Below are 15,396 nucleotides of genomic sequence, written 5' to 3'. Positions count from 1 at the left end.
ATTGTTCTGTATAAATTAACAGGGTTTTGGCGAGTGGAAACATTTGCCTGCCCGACATGACGTGACGGTGCCAATGGACGTTTCTTACCTGCTCGACAGCCTTAATGACAAACAGCGTGACGCGGTTGCCGCCTCGCGCACCAACCTGCTGGTTCTGGCTGGGGCGGGGAGTGGTAAGACACGCGTGCTGGTTCACCGTATCGCCTGGCTGCAGAGCGTGGAAAACTGCTCACCGTACTCGATTATGGCCGTGACGTTTACCAACAAGGCGGCGGCGGAGATGCGTCACCGTATCGCCCAGCTGATGGGCACCAGCCAGGGCGGCATGTGGGTTGGCACCTTCCACGGCCTGGCGCACCGTCTGCTGCGCGCGCACCATATGGACGCTAACCTGCCGCAGGATTTCCAGATCCTCGACAGCGAAGATCAGCTCCGTCTGCTGAAGCGCCTGATCAAGGCGATGAACCTCGACGAGAAGCAGTGGCCACCGCGTCAGGCGATGTGGTACATCAACGGTCAGAAAGATGAAGGGCTGCGTCCGCACCATATCCAGAGCTTCGGTAACCCGGTCGAGCAGACCTGGCAGAACGTCTATAAGGCCTATCAGGAAGCGTGCGACCGCGCCGGCCTGGTGGATTTCGCCGAGCTGCTGCTGCGCGCCCACGAGCTGTGGCTCAACAAACCGCATATCCTGCAGCACTACCGCGAACGCTTCACCAACATCCTGGTTGACGAATTCCAGGATACCAACAACATCCAGTACGCGTGGATCCGCCTGCTGGCCGGAGATACCGGCAAGGTGATGATCGTGGGCGATGACGACCAGTCGATCTACGGCTGGCGCGGCGCGCAGGTGGAGAACATCCAGCGCTTCCTCAACGATTTTCCCGGCGCGGAAACCATCCGTCTGGAGCAGAACTATCGCTCAACCAGCAACATCCTGAGCGCGGCCAACGCCCTGATTGAGAACAACAACGGGCGTCTGGGCAAAAAGCTGTGGACCGACGGCGTCGACGGCGAACCGATCTCGATTTACTGCGCCTTCAACGAGCTCGACGAAGCGCGCTTCGTGGTGAACCGCATCAAAACCTGGCAGGACAACGGCGGCGCGCTGGAGCAGTGCGCCATTCTCTATCGCAGCAACGCCCAGTCGCGCGTGCTGGAAGAGGCGCTGCTGCAGGTGAGCATGCCGTACCGCATTTACGGCGGCATGCGCTTCTTCGAACGTCAGGAAATCAAAGATGCGCTTTCGTATCTGCGCCTGATCGCCAACCGCAACGACGACGCGGCGTTTGAGCGCGTGGTGAACACGCCGACCCGCGGGATTGGCGACCGTACGCTGGACGTGGTGCGCCAGGCCTCGCGCGATCGCCAGCTGACGCTGTGGCAGGCGTGCCGCGAGCTGCTGCAGGAAAAAGCCCTCGCCGGACGCGCCGCCAGCGCTCTCCAGCGCTTCCTGGAATTAATTGATGCCCTGGCGCAGGAAACCGCCGACATGCCGCTGCACGTGCAGACCGACCGGGTGATTAAAGACTCCGGGCTGCGTACCATGTACGAGCAGGAAAAAGGCGAAAAGGGGCAGACCCGTATTGAGAACTTAGAGGAACTGGTCACGGCAACGCGCCAGTTCAGCTACAACGAAGAAGACGAAGACCTGATGCCGCTGCAGGCATTCCTCTCCCACGCCGCGCTGGAGGCGGGTGAAGGGCAGGCGGACACCTGGCAGGACGCGGTTCAACTGATGACCCTGCACTCCGCCAAAGGTCTGGAGTTCCCGCAGGTATTCATCGTGGGCATGGAAGAGGGGATGTTCCCGAGCCAGATGTCGCTGGATGAGGGCGGCCGTCTGGAAGAGGAGCGTCGTCTGGCCTACGTGGGCGTGACGCGCGCGATGCAGAAGCTGACGCTAACCTACGCCGAAACCCGCCGTCTGTACGGTAAAGAGGTCTATCACCGTCCGTCGCGCTTCATCGGCGAACTGCCGGAAGAGTGCGTGGAAGAGGTGCGTCTGCGGGCGAGCATCAGCCGTCCGGTTAGCCATCCGCGCATGGGCTCGCCGATCTCTGAAACCGACACCGGATACAAGCTGGGCCAGCGCGTGCGCCATTCGAAGTTTGGCGAAGGTACCATTGTGAATCTGGAAGGCAGCGGCGAGCACAGCCGCCTGCAGGTGGCGTTCCAGGGGCAGGGGATCAAATGGCTGGTGGCGGCCTACGCGAAGCTGGAAACAGTCTAACATTCAGAAAAATATCATTATTTTGCAATAATCTGCTAGCCTTATACAGTGAAGGTCAATTAATGCCCTTCAGCGTTCCGTTGCGTGTTGACGCCACAGTTATTGCTGGCGTAACATGCGCGCACGATTACGCTAAGAGGACATTCGCCTTGGACACACCCAGTAGATACTGGCTCAATTCCCTGTCATCCAGGAACAACTCCTAAGGCTATCTCCTCATGCTGATGGCCTTAGTGGTTGTCAGCGACTGCATTATTCCCGTCGCGCTGAGTCAGGCTGTTTAATGGTCTGAAACCCAATTTGTTTCTGTGTGCCCACCGAACTGTCCGATATTTTTTGCATTGGGAGTCCCGGTCATGTTGAGCGCATTTCAACTCGAAAATAACCGACTGACTCGGCTTGAAGCCGAAGAGTCACAGCCCCTCATTGATGCCGTATGGGTGGATCTGGTCGAGCCGGACGACGATGAACGCCTTCGCGTACAATCTGAGCTGGGGCAAAGCCTGGCAACCCGCCCGGAACTGGAAGACATCGAAGCCTCCGCGCGTTTTTTTGAAGACGAGGACGGTCTGCATATTCACTCCTTCTTCTTCTTTGAAGATGCGGAAGATCACGCGGGCAACTCCACCGTGGCGTTTACCATTCGCGACGGTCGTCTGTTTACTCTGCGTGAACGCGAACTGCCGGCATTCCGTCTCTACCGCATGCGCGCCCGCAGCCAGGCGATGGTGGACGGCAACGCTTACGAGCTGCTGCTCGATCTGTTCGAAACTAAAATTGAACAGCTGGCGGACGAAATTGAAAACATCTACAGCGATCTGGAAAAGCTGAGCCGCGTGATCATGGAAGGCCATCAGGGGGATGAGTACGACGAAGCGCTTTCGACGCTGGCAGAGCTGGAAGATATCGGCTGGAAGGTGCGTTTGTGTCTGATGGATACCCAGCGCGCGCTGAACTTCCTGGTGCGCAAGGCGCGTCTGCCGGGCGGTCAGCTGGAGCAGGCGCGTGAGATCTTACGCGATATCGAATCTCTGCTGCCGCACAACGAATCTCTGTTCCAGAAGGTGAACTTCCTGATGCAGGCGGCGATGGGCTTTATCAACATCGAGCAGAACCGCATCATCAAGATCTTCTCGGTAGTGTCCGTGGTGTTCCTGCCGCCGACGCTGGTGGCGTCCAGCTACGGGATGAACTTCGAGTTTATGCCGGAGCTGAAGTGGAGCTTTGGCTACCCGGGGGCGATTATCTTTATGATCCTCGCCGGGCTGGCACCGTATCTGTACTTTAAGCGTCGGAACTGGCTGTAAAATCTGGCGGGTGGCGCTGCGCTTACCCGCCCTACAAAACACCTACATTCCTCTGCGGGTTCTGCGCTGGGTATAAATCGCATCGGCGACGAAAATCGCCAGCGCCACCCAGATAAAGGCAAAGGTCACCATCTTATCCGCACCCGGCACTTCGCCGTAAAACACCACCGCCAGCAGGAACATCAGCGTCGGGCCAATGTACTGGAAGAAGCCCAGCGTGGAGAGGCGCAGGCGCGTTGCCGCACCGGTGAAGCACAGCAGCGGAATGGTGGTCACTACGCCCGCCGCCATCAGCATCAGGTTCAGCGACCACGGGTTGCTGCCCATATGGCTGGTGGCGCTGTCGGCGATACCGAACAGATAGATCGCCGCCACCGGCAGCAGCCACAGGGTTTCAAACAGCATCCCGGTTTGCGCTTCCACCGCGATTTTCTTACGTACCAGGCCGTAAAAAGCAAAGCTGAACGCCAGACCGAGGGCGATAACCGGCAGCGAGCCAAACGTCCACAGCTGCACCAGCACGCCGCAGAAGGCCAGAATCACCGCCACCCACTGCATCCGGCGGAAGCGTTCGCCGAGGAAAATCATCCCCAGCACGATATTCACCAGCGGGTTAATGAAGTACCCCAGGCTCGCTTCGAGCATGTGGTGGTTATTTACCGCCCAGATAAACAGCAGCCAGTTGCCGCCGATCAGCACCGCAGAAAGCGCCAGCAGGAAGACCTTTTTAGGGGTTTGCAGCAGCGTTTTAACGCCGGACCACTGACGGCTGATGCTCATCAGCGCGATCATGAAGAAAAACGACCAGATGACGCGGTGAGTGAGGATCTCGTCGGCCGGAACATAGGCGATAAATTTGAAGTACGCCGGGGCGATACCCCAAATAAAATAAGCGGCAAGGGCGAGTAAAACGCCCTGCCGCGTCTGTTTAGCATCCATCGGGAAAATCCGTGACAAAAAAGTGAATCAATTTTACCCGAATTTGCCGCCTCAACCCACCATATAAGTGGCGGTTGCGCTGGCGATATAAACCTGCTCCTCGTTATGCAGCTCAACGCGGGCAACGGCAACTTTGTTCCCGGCACGAAGCAGGCTGCTGGTGCAGGTAAAGCGGTTTCCGCGCCCCGGGCGAAGATAGTCGACGCGTAAATCAATGGTGCCCATGCGCGCCAGACGCTGGCGGAGTTCATCTTCGTTGATGGTGTCATGGCGCGTCAGCGTACTGCCCACGCAGACAAGACCTGCCGCCACGTCCAGCGCGGAGGCAATCACCCCGCCGTGCAGAATACTTTGCGCCCAGTTACCCACCATCATCGGCTGGTTGTTGAAGCTCAGCTGGGCAAACTCTTTCTCGTAACGCTCCAGCTCAAGACCCAGTGCACGGTTAAACGGCATATGGTAAACAAAAATCTCGCCCACGAGTTTTAACACTTCTTCGGCGGTAAGCATGGCTGACATGAGGCATTACATCCTTATTGTTAATGAAATGTTGATTTTATGCTTCAGCAATAAGGAATTCCACTTTCAGAAACGAGGATGCAGCAGTTATCGCAGAAGTCTGTAGAATGTTCGCCTCATAACTATTCAGGTAATTTTACTCTTTGCAGGAGAACACCACCGATGCGGACGTATCTGGCCTGGTTACTGGCGGCGGTTGCGCTGCCCCTCACAGCATATGCGCAGGAAGCGACGATTAAAGAAGTCCATGATAAACCTGCCGTTAAGGGCAGCATTATCGCCAATATGCTGCAGGAGCATGACAATCCGTTCACGCTCTACCCGTATGACACGAACTACGTGATTTATACCCAAACCAGCGATCTCAACAAAGAAGCTATAAGCTCCTATAACTGGTCTGATAATGCGCGTAAGGATGAGGTGAAGTTCCAGCTTAGCCTCGCGTTCCCGTTCTGGCGCGGTATTCTGGGGCCAAACTCGGTGCTCGGCGCGTCTTATACGCAGAAATCCTGGTGGCAGCTCTCCAACAGCGGCGAATCTTCACCGTTCCGTGAAACCAACTATGAGCCGCAGCTTTTCCTCGGCTTCGCAACGGATTATGAATTTGCTGGCTGGACGCTGCGCGACGTCGAAGTGGGCTTTAACCATGATTCTAACGGACGTTCCGATCCAACCTCCCGTAGCTGGAACCGCGCTTATACGCGCCTGATGGCGCAGAACGGTAACTGGATGGTGGAAGTGAAGCCGTGGTATGTGCTCGGCAGCACCGATGACAACCCGGATATCACCAAATATATGGGCTACTACCAGCTCAAAGTTGGCTACCAGTTAGGTGAAGCCGTGCTGAGCGCGAAGGGGCAGTACAACTGGAACACCGGCTACGGCGGTGCGGAGCTCGGTCTGAGCTACCCGGTGACGAAGCACGTGCGTCTCTATACCCAGGTGTATAGCGGCTACGGCGAATCGCTGATCGACTACAACTTCAACCAGACTCGCGTTGGCGTGGGCGTAATGCTGAACGATATTCTCTAGGCTGCTCGAATGTTTTTGCGTTAAACGTTGAAGTTTCTCTCTCAGGCGCTGAAAATAGCGCCTGTTTTATTTTTCGCAAATGGGGTTAACGTGGCGCAGGCGGAAGTATTGAATCAGGAGTCGCTGGCTAAACAGGTTTTGCATGAAACCTTTGGCTACCAGCAGTTCCGCCCCGGCCAGGAAACCATCATTGAAGCGGTGCTGGAAGGCCGCGATTGCCTGGTGGTGATGCCGACCGGCGGCGGTAAATCCCTCTGTTATCAGGTGCCCGCGCTGGTGCTTAACGGCCTGACGGTCGTGGTATCGCCTCTCATTTCCCTGATGAAAGACCAGGTTGACCAGCTGCTCGCCAACGGCGTGGCGGCGGCCTGCCTGAACTCGACGCAAACCCGCGAGCAGCAGCAAGAGGTGATGGCCGGGTGCCGCACCGGGCAGATCCGCCTGCTGTATATCGCGCCAGAGCGCCTGATGCTCGATAACTTCCTCGACCATCTCGCGCACTGGAACCCGGTCCTGCTGGCGGTGGATGAAGCGCACTGTATCTCCCAGTGGGGACACGATTTCCGTCCGGAATACGCTGCCCTCGGCCAGCTGCGTCAGCGCTTCCCCGAGCTGCCGTTTATGGCGCTTACCGCCACGGCGGACGACACCACGCGTCTGGATATCGTTCGCCTGCTGGGGCTGAACGACCCGTATATTCAGGTCAGCAGCTTCGACCGCCCGAACATCCGCTACATGCTGATGGAAAAATTCAAGCCGCTGGACCAGCTCCTGCGCTACGTTCAGGAACAGCGTGGCAAGTCCGGTATCATCTACTGCAACAGCCGTGCGAAGGTGGAAGACACCGCCGCGCGTCTGCAAAACCGTGGCTTTAGCGCCGCCGCATATCACGCCGGGCTGGAAAACCATATCCGCGCCGACGTGCAGGAGAAATTCCAGCGCGACGACCTGCAAATCGTGGTCGCAACGGTGGCGTTCGGGATGGGGATCAACAAGCCCAACGTGCGCTTTGTGGTGCATTTCGACATTCCGCGCAATATCGAATCCTACTATCAGGAGACCGGCCGCGCCGGGCGTGACGGCCTGCTTGCGGAAGCGATGCTGTTTTACGATCCGGCCGATATGGCGTGGCTGCGCCGCTGTCTGGAAGAGAAGCCGCAGGGACAGCTGCAGGATATTGAGCGCCACAAGCTCAACGCGATGGGCGCGTTTGCCGAAGCGCAAACCTGCCGCCGTCTGGTGCTGCTCAACTACTTTGGTGAAGGGCGACAGGAGCCGTGCGGCAACTGCGATATCTGCCTGGATCCGCCAAAGCAGTACGATGGCCTGATGGACGCGCGCAAAGCGCTCTCGACCATTTACCGCGTGAATCAACGCTTCGGGATGGGCTACGTGGTGGAAGTACTGCGCGGTGCCAATAACCAGCGTATCCGCGACATGGGCCACGACAAGCTGCCGGTTTACGGCATCGGTAAAGACCAGAGCCACGAGCACTGGGTCAGCATTATTCGTCAGCTGATCCACCTCGGCTTTGCCACACAGAACATTGCCCAGCACTCCGCGCTACAGCTGACCGAAGCAGCGCGTCCGGTGCTGCGCGGTGATGTTGAGCTCAAGCTCGCCGTGCCGCGCGTGGTTGCCCTCAAGCCGCGCGTGATGCAGAAATCCTACGGCGGTAACTATGACCGCAAGCTGTTTGCCAAGCTTCGCAAGCTGCGTAAAGCTATCGCTGACGAAGAGAACATCCCGCCATACGTGGTGTTCAACGACGCGACGCTGATTGAGATGGCGGAACAGATGCCGCTCAGCGCCAGCGAGATGCTCAGCGTCAACGGCGTCGGCACGCGCAAGCTGGAGCGCTTTGGTAAAGAGTTTATGGCGCTTATCCGCTCTCACGCCGATGGTGATGATGAGGAGTAGTCAGACGGGCGAAAAAGTGCCAGGATGATGACTCACTGAATTATTTCCCCGCGAGCTAATTATGTTAATGCTATTTCTCACCGTGGCGTTAGTGCACATCGTTGCGCTGATGAGCCCTGGACCAGACTTTTTCTTCGTGTCGCAAACTGCCGTCAGCCGCTCCCGCAAAGAAGCGATGATGGGCGTGCTCGGTATTACCATGGGCGTTATGGTCTGGGCGGCGGTCGCGCTGCTCGGTCTGAACCTGATCCTGGCGAAGATGGCGTGGCTGCATAACATCATTATGGTTGGCGGCGGGCTGTACCTGTGCTGGATGGGCTACCAGATGCTGCGCGGGGCGCTGAAGAAAGAAGAGAAAAAACCGGAAGAGCCAAAGGTAGAGCTGGCAACGGGCGGCCGCAGCTTTGTAAAAGGGCTCCTGACTAACCTGGCAAACCCGAAAGCGATTATCTATTTCGGATCCGTGTTCTCGCTGTTTGTGGGTGACAGCGTCGGCGCAGGCGCGCGCTGGGGGATCTTCCTGCTGATCGTTGTTGAGACGTTCGCCTGGTTCACTATTGTTGCCAGCCTGTTCGCCTTACCGGCGATGCGCCGCGGCTATCAGCGCATCGCGAAGTGGATCGACGGCTTTGCCGGCGCGCTGTTCGCCGGCTTCGGGATTCATCTCATCATTTCTCGCTAAGCATGACGCGCTGACGCAAGCAGCGCGCCAACCAGCATAAACAGCGAACCAAAGACTTTATTCAGGGCCTTCATCTGCTTAGGCCCTTTAATCCACGCCGCTATCCGCTGCGCCAGCGTCGCGTAACCAATCATCACGATGATATCGACGATGATGGTGGTCGCTCCCAGCACCACGTACTGCATCACCTGGGGCTGATGTGGCACGATAAATTGCGGGAACAGCGCGGCGAGGAACACAATGCTTTTCGGGTTCGTCAGGTTCACGAACACCGCGCGCTTAAACAGATGGCCGCGCGTTTGCGTCCTGGAGAGCGTATTCAGGTCAATCGAGCCTGCCGCGCGCCACTGCTGGATACCGAGCCAAATCAGATACGCCGCACCGGCCCACTTCAGCACTTCAAACGCCAGCACCGAACGAGAGAACAGCGTCCCCAGACCAATCCCCACCAGCACAATATGAATGCCGAGCCCGGTCTGTAAACCGGCAATGGACGCCGCCGCACCGCGATAGCCGTGGTTGATGGAAGTGGTCATAGTGTTAATGGCGCCAGAGCCGGGTGAAAGGCTAAGGATGATTGATGTCAGCAGGTAGGCGAACCACCACTCGAAGGTCATTTGAAGCTCCCGAACCGTCTATTTTTATGCCACAATACGCTATTGTTGAGTCATTTTGTGACCAGTGACGAAAAAAAACGATATTCCCTGGATTACGTGAGTGGAAACCCAATGTTTCAGCAGAAAAAGGACTGGGAAACACGAGAAAACGCGTTTGCTGCTTTCTCAATGGGGCCGCTGACCGATTTCTGGCGGCAGCGTGAGGAAGACGAGTTTACGGGCGTCGGTGGCATCCCGGTGCGCTTCGTTCGCTTCCGCAATGAAAAAAATGACCGGGTGATCGTGGTCTGCCCAGGGCGTATCGAAAGCTACGTTAAATATGCCGAACTGGCCTACGACCTGGTCAACATGGGGTTTGACGTGCTGATCATCGACCACCGTGGGCAGGGGCTGTCCGGGCGCATGCTGCCGGATACGCACCGCGGGCATGTGGATCACTTCAGCGATTATGTCGACGATTTTGCCGCGTTCTGGCAGCAGGAAGTTCAGCCCGGCCCCTGGCGCAAGCGGTACATCCTTGCGCACTCCATGGGCGGCGCCATTTCGACGCTGTTTTTGCAGCGGTATGAGCACCAGTGCGACGCCATTGCGCTCACCGCGCCGATGTACGGTATTGTCATTCGTTTTCCCGACTGGATGGTGCGCCATCTTCTCGACTGGGCTGAGGGCCATCAGCGCATTCGTGAAGGCTATGCCATCGGAACCGGACGCTGGCGCGCATTGCCGTTCGCCATCAACGTCTTAACCCACAGTCGGCAGCGCTATCGCCGCAACCTGCGCTTTTATGCCGATGAACCGCGCTTGCGCGTCGGCGGCCCGACCTGGCACTGGGTGCGTGAGGGTATTCTGGCCGGTGAGCAGGTGCTGGCAGGCGTAGGCGATGATGACACGCCGACGCTTCTGATTCAGGCGGAAGAAGAGCGTGTGGTGGATAACCGCATGCATGACCGCTATTGTGAACTGCGCGCTGCCGCCGGTCACCCTTGTGAAGGGGGTAAACCGCTGGTCATCAACGGCGCGTACCATGAGATCCTTTTTGAAAAGGACGCTATGCGCTCAGTCGCGCTTAACGCCATCGTCGAGTTTTTCGACCGGCATAACTGATTTTCTATTGAGGTTAAATTTTCCTATGTACCAGGTTGTTGCATCTGATTTAGATGGCACGCTGCTTTCCCCCGACCACACCCTGTCGCCTTATGCGAAAGAGACCTTAAAGCTTCTGACCGCCCGTGGCGTGAACTTTGTGTTCGCTACCGGCCGCCACCACGTGGACGTGGGGCAGATCCGCGATAATCTGGAGATCAAGTCGTACATGATCACCTCCAACGGTGCGCGCGTGCATGATACCGACGGCAACCTGATCTTCACCCATAACCTGGATCGCGATATTGCTGCCGATCTCTTCGGCGTGGTGCATAACAATCCGGCTATCGTCACCAACGTATACCGTGACGACGAATGGTTCATGAACCGCCACCGCCCGGATGAAATGCGTTTCTTCAAGGAAGCGGTATTCAACTACTCCCTGTATGAGCCGGGCCTGCTGGATCCAGAGGGGATCAGCAAGGTGTTCTTCACCTGCGACAGCCACGAAGAGCTGCTGCCGCTTGAGCAGGCGATCAACGCCCGCTGGGGCGATCGCGTCAACGTGAGCTTCTCCACCCTGACCTGTCTGGAAGTGATGGCGGGCGGCGTTTCTAAAGGTCACGCGCTCGAAGCGGTTGCGAAGCGTCTGGGCTTCGCGCTTAAAGACTGTATCGCCTTTGGCGACGGCATGAACGACGCCGAGATGCTCTCTATGGCGGGCAAAGGCTGCATCATGGAAAACGCGCACCAGCGCCTGAAGGATCTACATCCGGAGCTGGAAGTCATCGGCACCAACGCAGACAACGCGGTACCGAAATACCTGCGCAAACTGTTCCTTGAATAATCTTCATTTGGTTGTTTATTGTTCAGTTGTCAACTAAAGAGTTCGCTACAATGCCTGTCCTTCTTTCTGAGAGACAAGCATTGTGGCGCTACTCATTATCACCACTATCCTGTGGGCCTTCTCCTTTAGCCTGATTGGCGAATACCTTGCCGGTTCGGTCGACAGTTACTTCTCGGTGCTGATGCGCGTGGGGCTGGCGGCGTTGGTGTTTCTGCCGTTCCTGCGCACGCGCGGGCAATCGCTGAAAACCATTCTGCTGTACATGCTGGTGGGGGCGATGCAGCTTGGCATCATGTATCTGTTCAGCTTCCGGGCTTACGTCTACCTGTCCGTCTCCGAATTCCTGCTTTTTACCGTGCTGACGCCGCTCTATATCACGCTGATTTACGATCTGCTCAGCAGGCGCCGCCTGCGCTGGGGATATCTGCTAAGCGCCGCGCTGGCGGTTATTGGCGCGGCGATCATTCGCTACGACAAAGTGAGCGATCACTTCTGGACAGGGCTGATGTTCGTCCAGCTTGCCAACATCAGCTTTGCCATTGGTATGGTGGGCTATAAGCGCCTGATGGAAACCCGCCCGATGCCGCAGCACAACGCGTTTGCGTGGTTCTATATGGGCGCGGCGATCGTCGCGGTGGCGGCGTGGTTTATGCTCGGCAACCCGCAAAAGCTGCCGACCACCACCGTGCAGTGGAGCGTTCTGGTCTGGCTGGGCGTGGTGGCGTCGGGGCTGGGGTACTTTATGTGGAACTACGGCGCTACGCAGGTAGACGCCGGTACGCTGGGGATCATGAACAACGTGCACGTCCCGGCGGGGCTGCTGGTGAACCTTGCCATCTGGCAGGAACAGCCGCACTGGCCGAGCTTCCTTATTGGGGGGGCGGTGATCCTGGCTTCACTGTGGGTCCATCGCCGCTGGGTCGCTCCGCGCTCCGCACAAACGGAAGATGGTCGCACGCGTGGTTCCGCGCTGAGCGAATAAACGCCTCCGTAACCGGCTGACGCTGCTCGCCATCGCGCACGGCGGCGTACAACCGGCTCCACAGTCCTTCCCCCAGGGTTTTGGTGACCACCAGACCCTGGCGTTCAAAGCTCTCCACCACCCAGTGTGGCAGCGCCGCGATACCCATGCTGGCCGCCACCATCTGGATCAGCAGCAGGGTGTTATCCACGCTTTTCAGTTGCGGGCTGATGCCTGCCGGCTGCAGGAAATGACGCCAGATATCCAGGCGGCTGCGCTGAACCGGGTAAATCAGCAGCGTTTCTGTCGCCAGATCTTCCGGCGTAATGCGCGTTTTGGCCGCCAGCGGATGGTCCGGCGCCAGCACCAGACGCACCTCAAAATCGAACATCGGCGAATAGTGCAGGCCGCTGCGCGGCAGGATGTCGGACGTCATCACCAGATCCAGCTCGCCCTGCTGGAGCGAGGGCTGCGGGTCGAACGTCACGCCGGATTTAAAGTCCATCTCCACCTGCGGCCACTTCTGGCGAAAGTTCTCAAGCGCGGGGGTCAGCCACTGAATACAGCTGTGGCACTCAATGGCGATCCGCAGTTTGGTCTGCTGCGGCTCGTTACACGCCTGCAGCGCGCTGGCGATCTGCGGCAGTACCTGATTCGCCAGTTGAAGAAGAATTTCACCCTGCGGCGTAAAGCGCAAAGGCTGGCTCTTACGCACAAAAAGACGAAATCCGAGGCGTTGTTCCAGATCGCTGAACTGGTGAGAAAGGGCGGACTGGGTCTGGTGCAGCGTGGCCGCCGCCGCCGCGAGCGAACCGCAGTTCCGCAACGCTTGTAGCGTTTTCAGGTGTTTAATCTCGATCATGAAAGTCCTTCACTCCGCCATGAACATTTTGCGCTTGAGGAATATACAGTACCTGCCAATTATAGATGTGTAAACATCTGGACGTCTAAATAACAAATTTCACAAGGGGCATACCATGACAATCCGCACTCACACTCTCGGTTTTCCTCGCGTTGGCCTGCGTCGCGAGCTGAAAAAAGCGCAAGAAAGCTACTGGGCGGGCAACGCCTCCCGTGAAGAACTGCTGGCGGTGGGGCGGGAGCTGCGCGCCCGTCACTGGGATCAGCAAAAACAGGCGGGTATTGACCTGCTGCCGGTGGGCGATTTCGCCTGGTACGACCATGTTCTGACGACCAGCCTGCTGCTGGGCAACGTGCCGGCTCGCCATCAGAACAAAGATGGATCGGTGGATATCGACACCCTGTTCCGCATCGGCCGTGGCCGCGCGCCAACGGGTGAGCCAGCGGCAGCGGCGGAAATGACCAAGTGGTTTAACACCAACTATCACTATATGGTGCCGGAGTTCGTCAAAGGTCAGCAGTTTACGCTGACCTGGACGCAGCTTCTGGACGAAGTGGATGAAGCGCTGGCGCTGGGCCACCAGGTGAAGCCCGTATTGCTGGGGCCGGTAACCTACCTGTGGCTGGGTAAAGTGAAGGGCGAACAATTTGACCGCCTCAGCCTGCTGAACGATATTCTGCCGGTATATAAGCAGGTGCTGATTGAGCTGGGCAAGCGCGGCATTCAGTGGGTGCAAATCGACGAACCCGCGCTGGTGCTGGAGCTGCCGCAGGAGTGGCTCGATGCCTTCAAACCGGCGTATGACGCGCTCACCGGCCAGGTGAAGCTGCTGCTGACCACCTATTTCGAGGGCGTGACGCCAAACCTCGACACTATCACCGCGCTGCCGGTTCAGGGCCTGCACGTTGACCTGGTTCACGGTAAGGACGATGTCGCAGAGCTGCACGAGCGCCTGCCTGAGGAGTGGTTGCTCTCCGCCGGTCTGGTCAACGGCCGTAACGTCTGGCGCGCCGATCTGAGCGAGAAATACGCCCAAATTAAAGACATCGTCGGTAAACGCGAGCTGTGGGTGGCTTCATCCTGCTCGCTGCTGCACAGTCCGATCGATCTGAGCGTGGAGACCCGTCTCGACCCTGAAGTGAAGAGCTGGTTTGCCTTCGCCCTGCAAAAATGTGAAGAGCTGGCACTGCTGCGCGACGCGCTCAACAGCGGCGATACGGCGGCGATTACCGACTGGAGCGCACCGATTCAGGCGCGTCGTCACTCGGCTCGCGTGCACAACCCGGCGGTGGAAAAACGTCTGGCGGCCATCACCGCCCGGGACAGCCAGCGTCAGAGCCCGTACGAGGTACGTGCCGAAGCCCAGCGCGCCCGCTTCAATCTTCCCGCGTGGCCGACCACGACCATCGGTTCATTCCCGCAAACTACCGAGATCCGCGGCCTGCGTCTGGACTTCAAAAAGGGCAATCTGGACGCGAATCATTACCGCACCGGCATTGCGGAACACATTAAGCAGGCGATTATCGAGCAGGAACGCCTCGGGCTGGACGTGCTGGTGCACGGTGAAGCCGAGCGTAACGACATGGTGGAATATTTCGGTGAGCACCTGGACGGCTTCGTCTTTACCCAGAATGGCTGGGTGCAGAGCTACGGCTCCCGCTGCGTGAAGCCGCCGGTGGTCATTGGCGACGTCAGCCGCCCGGAACCGATCACGGTGGAGTGGGCGAAGTACGCCCAGTCCCTGACCGACAAGCCGGTAAAAGGCATGCTGACCGGCCCGGTGACCATTCTCTGTTGGTCGTTCCCGCGCGAAGACGTGACCCGTGAAACCATCGCCAAACAGATCGCGCTGGCGCTGCGTGATGAAGTGGCGGATCTGGAGGCGGCGGGGATTGGCATCATCCAGATTGACGAACCGGCGCTGCGCGAAGGTTTGCCGCTGCGCCGCAGCGACTGGGATGCTTACCTGCAGTGGGGCGTGGAAGCATTCCGCATCAACGCCGCAGTGGCGAAGGACGACACCCAGATCCACACCCATATGTGTTACTGCGAATTTAACGACATCATGGATTCGATTGCCGCGCTGGATGCAGACGTGATCACCATCGAGACCTCGCGTTCAGACATGGAGCTGCTGGAGTCGTTTGAAGAGTTCGACTACCCGAACGAAATTGGGCCGGGCGTGTATGACATTCACTCCCCGAACGTGCCGAGCGTGGAGTGGATTGAGGCGCTGCTGAGAAAAGCCGCTCAGCGCATCCCGGCGGAACGCCTGTGGGTAAACCCGGACTGCGGCCTGAAAACCCGCGGCTGGCCGGAGACGCGTGCGGCGCTCGCCAACATGGTGAAGGCGGCGCAGAACTTACGTCAGGCTTGATGACGCGCAGGCCC

Annotated in this window: 14 protein-coding genes; 10 read left to right on the top strand and 4 right to left on the bottom strand. The window is 58.1% G+C overall.

Going from position 1 to position 15,396, the window contains the following annotated elements:
- The first annotated feature begins 73 nt into the window (after window positions 1–73).
- From uvrD to corA, 3 genes are all read left to right on the top strand, one after another.
- The gene (gene uvrD, locus IM313_RS21280; protein WP_045631335.1) at window positions 74–2,236 is read left to right on the top strand and encodes a DNA helicase II; all 2,163 of its coding nucleotides are present in this window, start codon (window positions 74–76) and stop codon (window positions 2,234–2,236) included.
- 149 nt (window positions 2,237–2,385) lie between these two features.
- On the top strand, window positions 2,386–2,442 hold the full coding sequence (gene ysgD / locus IM313_RS22640; protein WP_212743980.1) for a YsgD/CorL family protein: 57 nt from the start codon (window positions 2,386–2,388) through the stop codon (window positions 2,440–2,442).
- Between the two features lie 150 nt (window positions 2,443–2,592).
- On the top strand, window positions 2,593–3,543 hold the full coding sequence (gene corA / locus IM313_RS21275) for a magnesium/cobalt transporter CorA (protein WP_008501540.1): 951 nt from the start codon (window positions 2,593–2,595) through the stop codon (window positions 3,541–3,543).
- A gap of 42 nt (window positions 3,544–3,585) precedes the next feature.
- Here the strand turns inward: corA and rarD are convergent, their stop codons facing one another.
- Together rarD and yigI are read right to left on the bottom strand one after the other, a co-directional pair.
- Window positions 3,586–4,482, bottom strand: coding sequence for an EamA family transporter RarD (gene rarD, locus IM313_RS21270; protein WP_048959726.1), 897 nt, complete (start codon window positions 4,480–4,482; stop codon window positions 3,586–3,588).
- A 51-nt stretch (window positions 4,483–4,533) separates the two neighbouring features.
- Window positions 4,534–5,001, bottom strand: a complete 468-nt coding sequence (yigI, locus tag IM313_RS21265; RefSeq protein ID WP_028014789.1) for an acyl-CoA thioesterase YigI — start codon at window positions 4,999–5,001, stop codon at window positions 4,534–4,536.
- A gap of 162 nt (window positions 5,002–5,163) precedes the next feature.
- Here yigI and pldA point away from each other — a divergent pair, with 162 nt between their 5' ends.
- The 3 genes from pldA to rhtC all read left to right on the top strand — a co-directional run bounded on the left by pldA (window position 5,164) and on the right by rhtC (window position 8,635).
- Window positions 5,164–6,033: a phospholipase A gene (gene pldA / locus IM313_RS21260; protein WP_047362648.1), complete on the top strand. Its 870-nt coding sequence runs from the start codon at window positions 5,164–5,166 to the stop codon at window positions 6,031–6,033.
- 90 nt (window positions 6,034–6,123) lie between these two features.
- Window positions 6,124–7,953: an ATP-dependent DNA helicase RecQ gene (gene recQ, locus IM313_RS21255; protein ID WP_192972109.1), complete on the top strand. Its 1,830-nt coding sequence runs from the start codon at window positions 6,124–6,126 to the stop codon at window positions 7,951–7,953.
- Between the two features lie 61 nt (window positions 7,954–8,014).
- The gene (gene rhtC / locus IM313_RS21250) at window positions 8,015–8,635 is read left to right on the top strand and encodes a threonine export protein RhtC (RefSeq protein WP_010426287.1); all 621 of its coding nucleotides are present in this window, start codon (window positions 8,015–8,017) and stop codon (window positions 8,633–8,635) included.
- On the opposite strand, the gene rhtB is transcribed toward rhtC, so the two are convergent.
- Window positions 8,632–9,252 carry a homoserine/homoserine lactone efflux protein gene (gene rhtB, locus IM313_RS21245; protein ID WP_028014786.1) on the bottom strand — a complete coding sequence of 207 codons (621 nt, stop codon included), beginning with the start codon at window positions 9,250–9,252 and terminating at the stop codon, window positions 8,632–8,634. The two genes, rhtC and rhtB, sit on opposite strands and share 4 nt — an antisense overlap.
- A gap of 111 nt (window positions 9,253–9,363) precedes the next feature.
- On the opposite strand from rhtB, the gene pldB reads away from it, so the two are divergent.
- From pldB to IM313_RS21230, 3 genes are all read left to right on the top strand, one after another.
- Window positions 9,364–10,356: a lysophospholipase L2 gene (gene pldB / locus IM313_RS21240; RefSeq protein ID WP_041911835.1), complete on the top strand. Its 993-nt coding sequence runs from the start codon at window positions 9,364–9,366 to the stop codon at window positions 10,354–10,356.
- Window positions 10,357–10,381: 25 nt separating this feature from the next.
- On the top strand, window positions 10,382–11,182 hold the full coding sequence (yigL, locus tag IM313_RS21235; protein ID WP_028014784.1) for a sugar/pyridoxal phosphate phosphatase YigL: 801 nt from the start codon (window positions 10,382–10,384) through the stop codon (window positions 11,180–11,182).
- A gap of 82 nt (window positions 11,183–11,264) precedes the next feature.
- On the top strand, window positions 11,265–12,164 hold the full coding sequence (locus IM313_RS21230) for a carboxylate/amino acid/amine transporter (protein ID WP_032644934.1): 900 nt from the start codon (window positions 11,265–11,267) through the stop codon (window positions 12,162–12,164).
- Here IM313_RS21230 and metR read toward each other — a convergent pair.
- Window positions 12,052–13,005: an HTH-type transcriptional regulator MetR gene (gene metR, locus IM313_RS21225; protein WP_028014783.1), complete on the bottom strand. Its 954-nt coding sequence runs from the start codon at window positions 13,003–13,005 to the stop codon at window positions 12,052–12,054. The two genes, IM313_RS21230 and metR, sit on opposite strands and share 113 nt — an antisense overlap.
- Before the next feature lie 115 nt (window positions 13,006–13,120).
- Between metR and metE the strand changes: the two genes are divergently transcribed.
- Window positions 13,121–15,382: a 5-methyltetrahydropteroyltriglutamate--homocysteine S-methyltransferase gene (gene metE, locus IM313_RS21220; protein WP_192972108.1), complete on the top strand. Its 2,262-nt coding sequence runs from the start codon at window positions 13,121–13,123 to the stop codon at window positions 15,380–15,382.
- Window positions 15,383–15,396 lie beyond the last annotated feature (14 nt).

Origin of the sequence: Enterobacter cloacae complex sp. P2B, assembly GCF_014895985.1 — a bacterium.
Taxonomy (GTDB): domain Bacteria; phylum Pseudomonadota; class Gammaproteobacteria; order Enterobacterales; family Enterobacteriaceae; genus Enterobacter; species Enterobacter bugandensis.
This window is presented reverse-complemented; position numbering and strand designations above follow the sequence as displayed.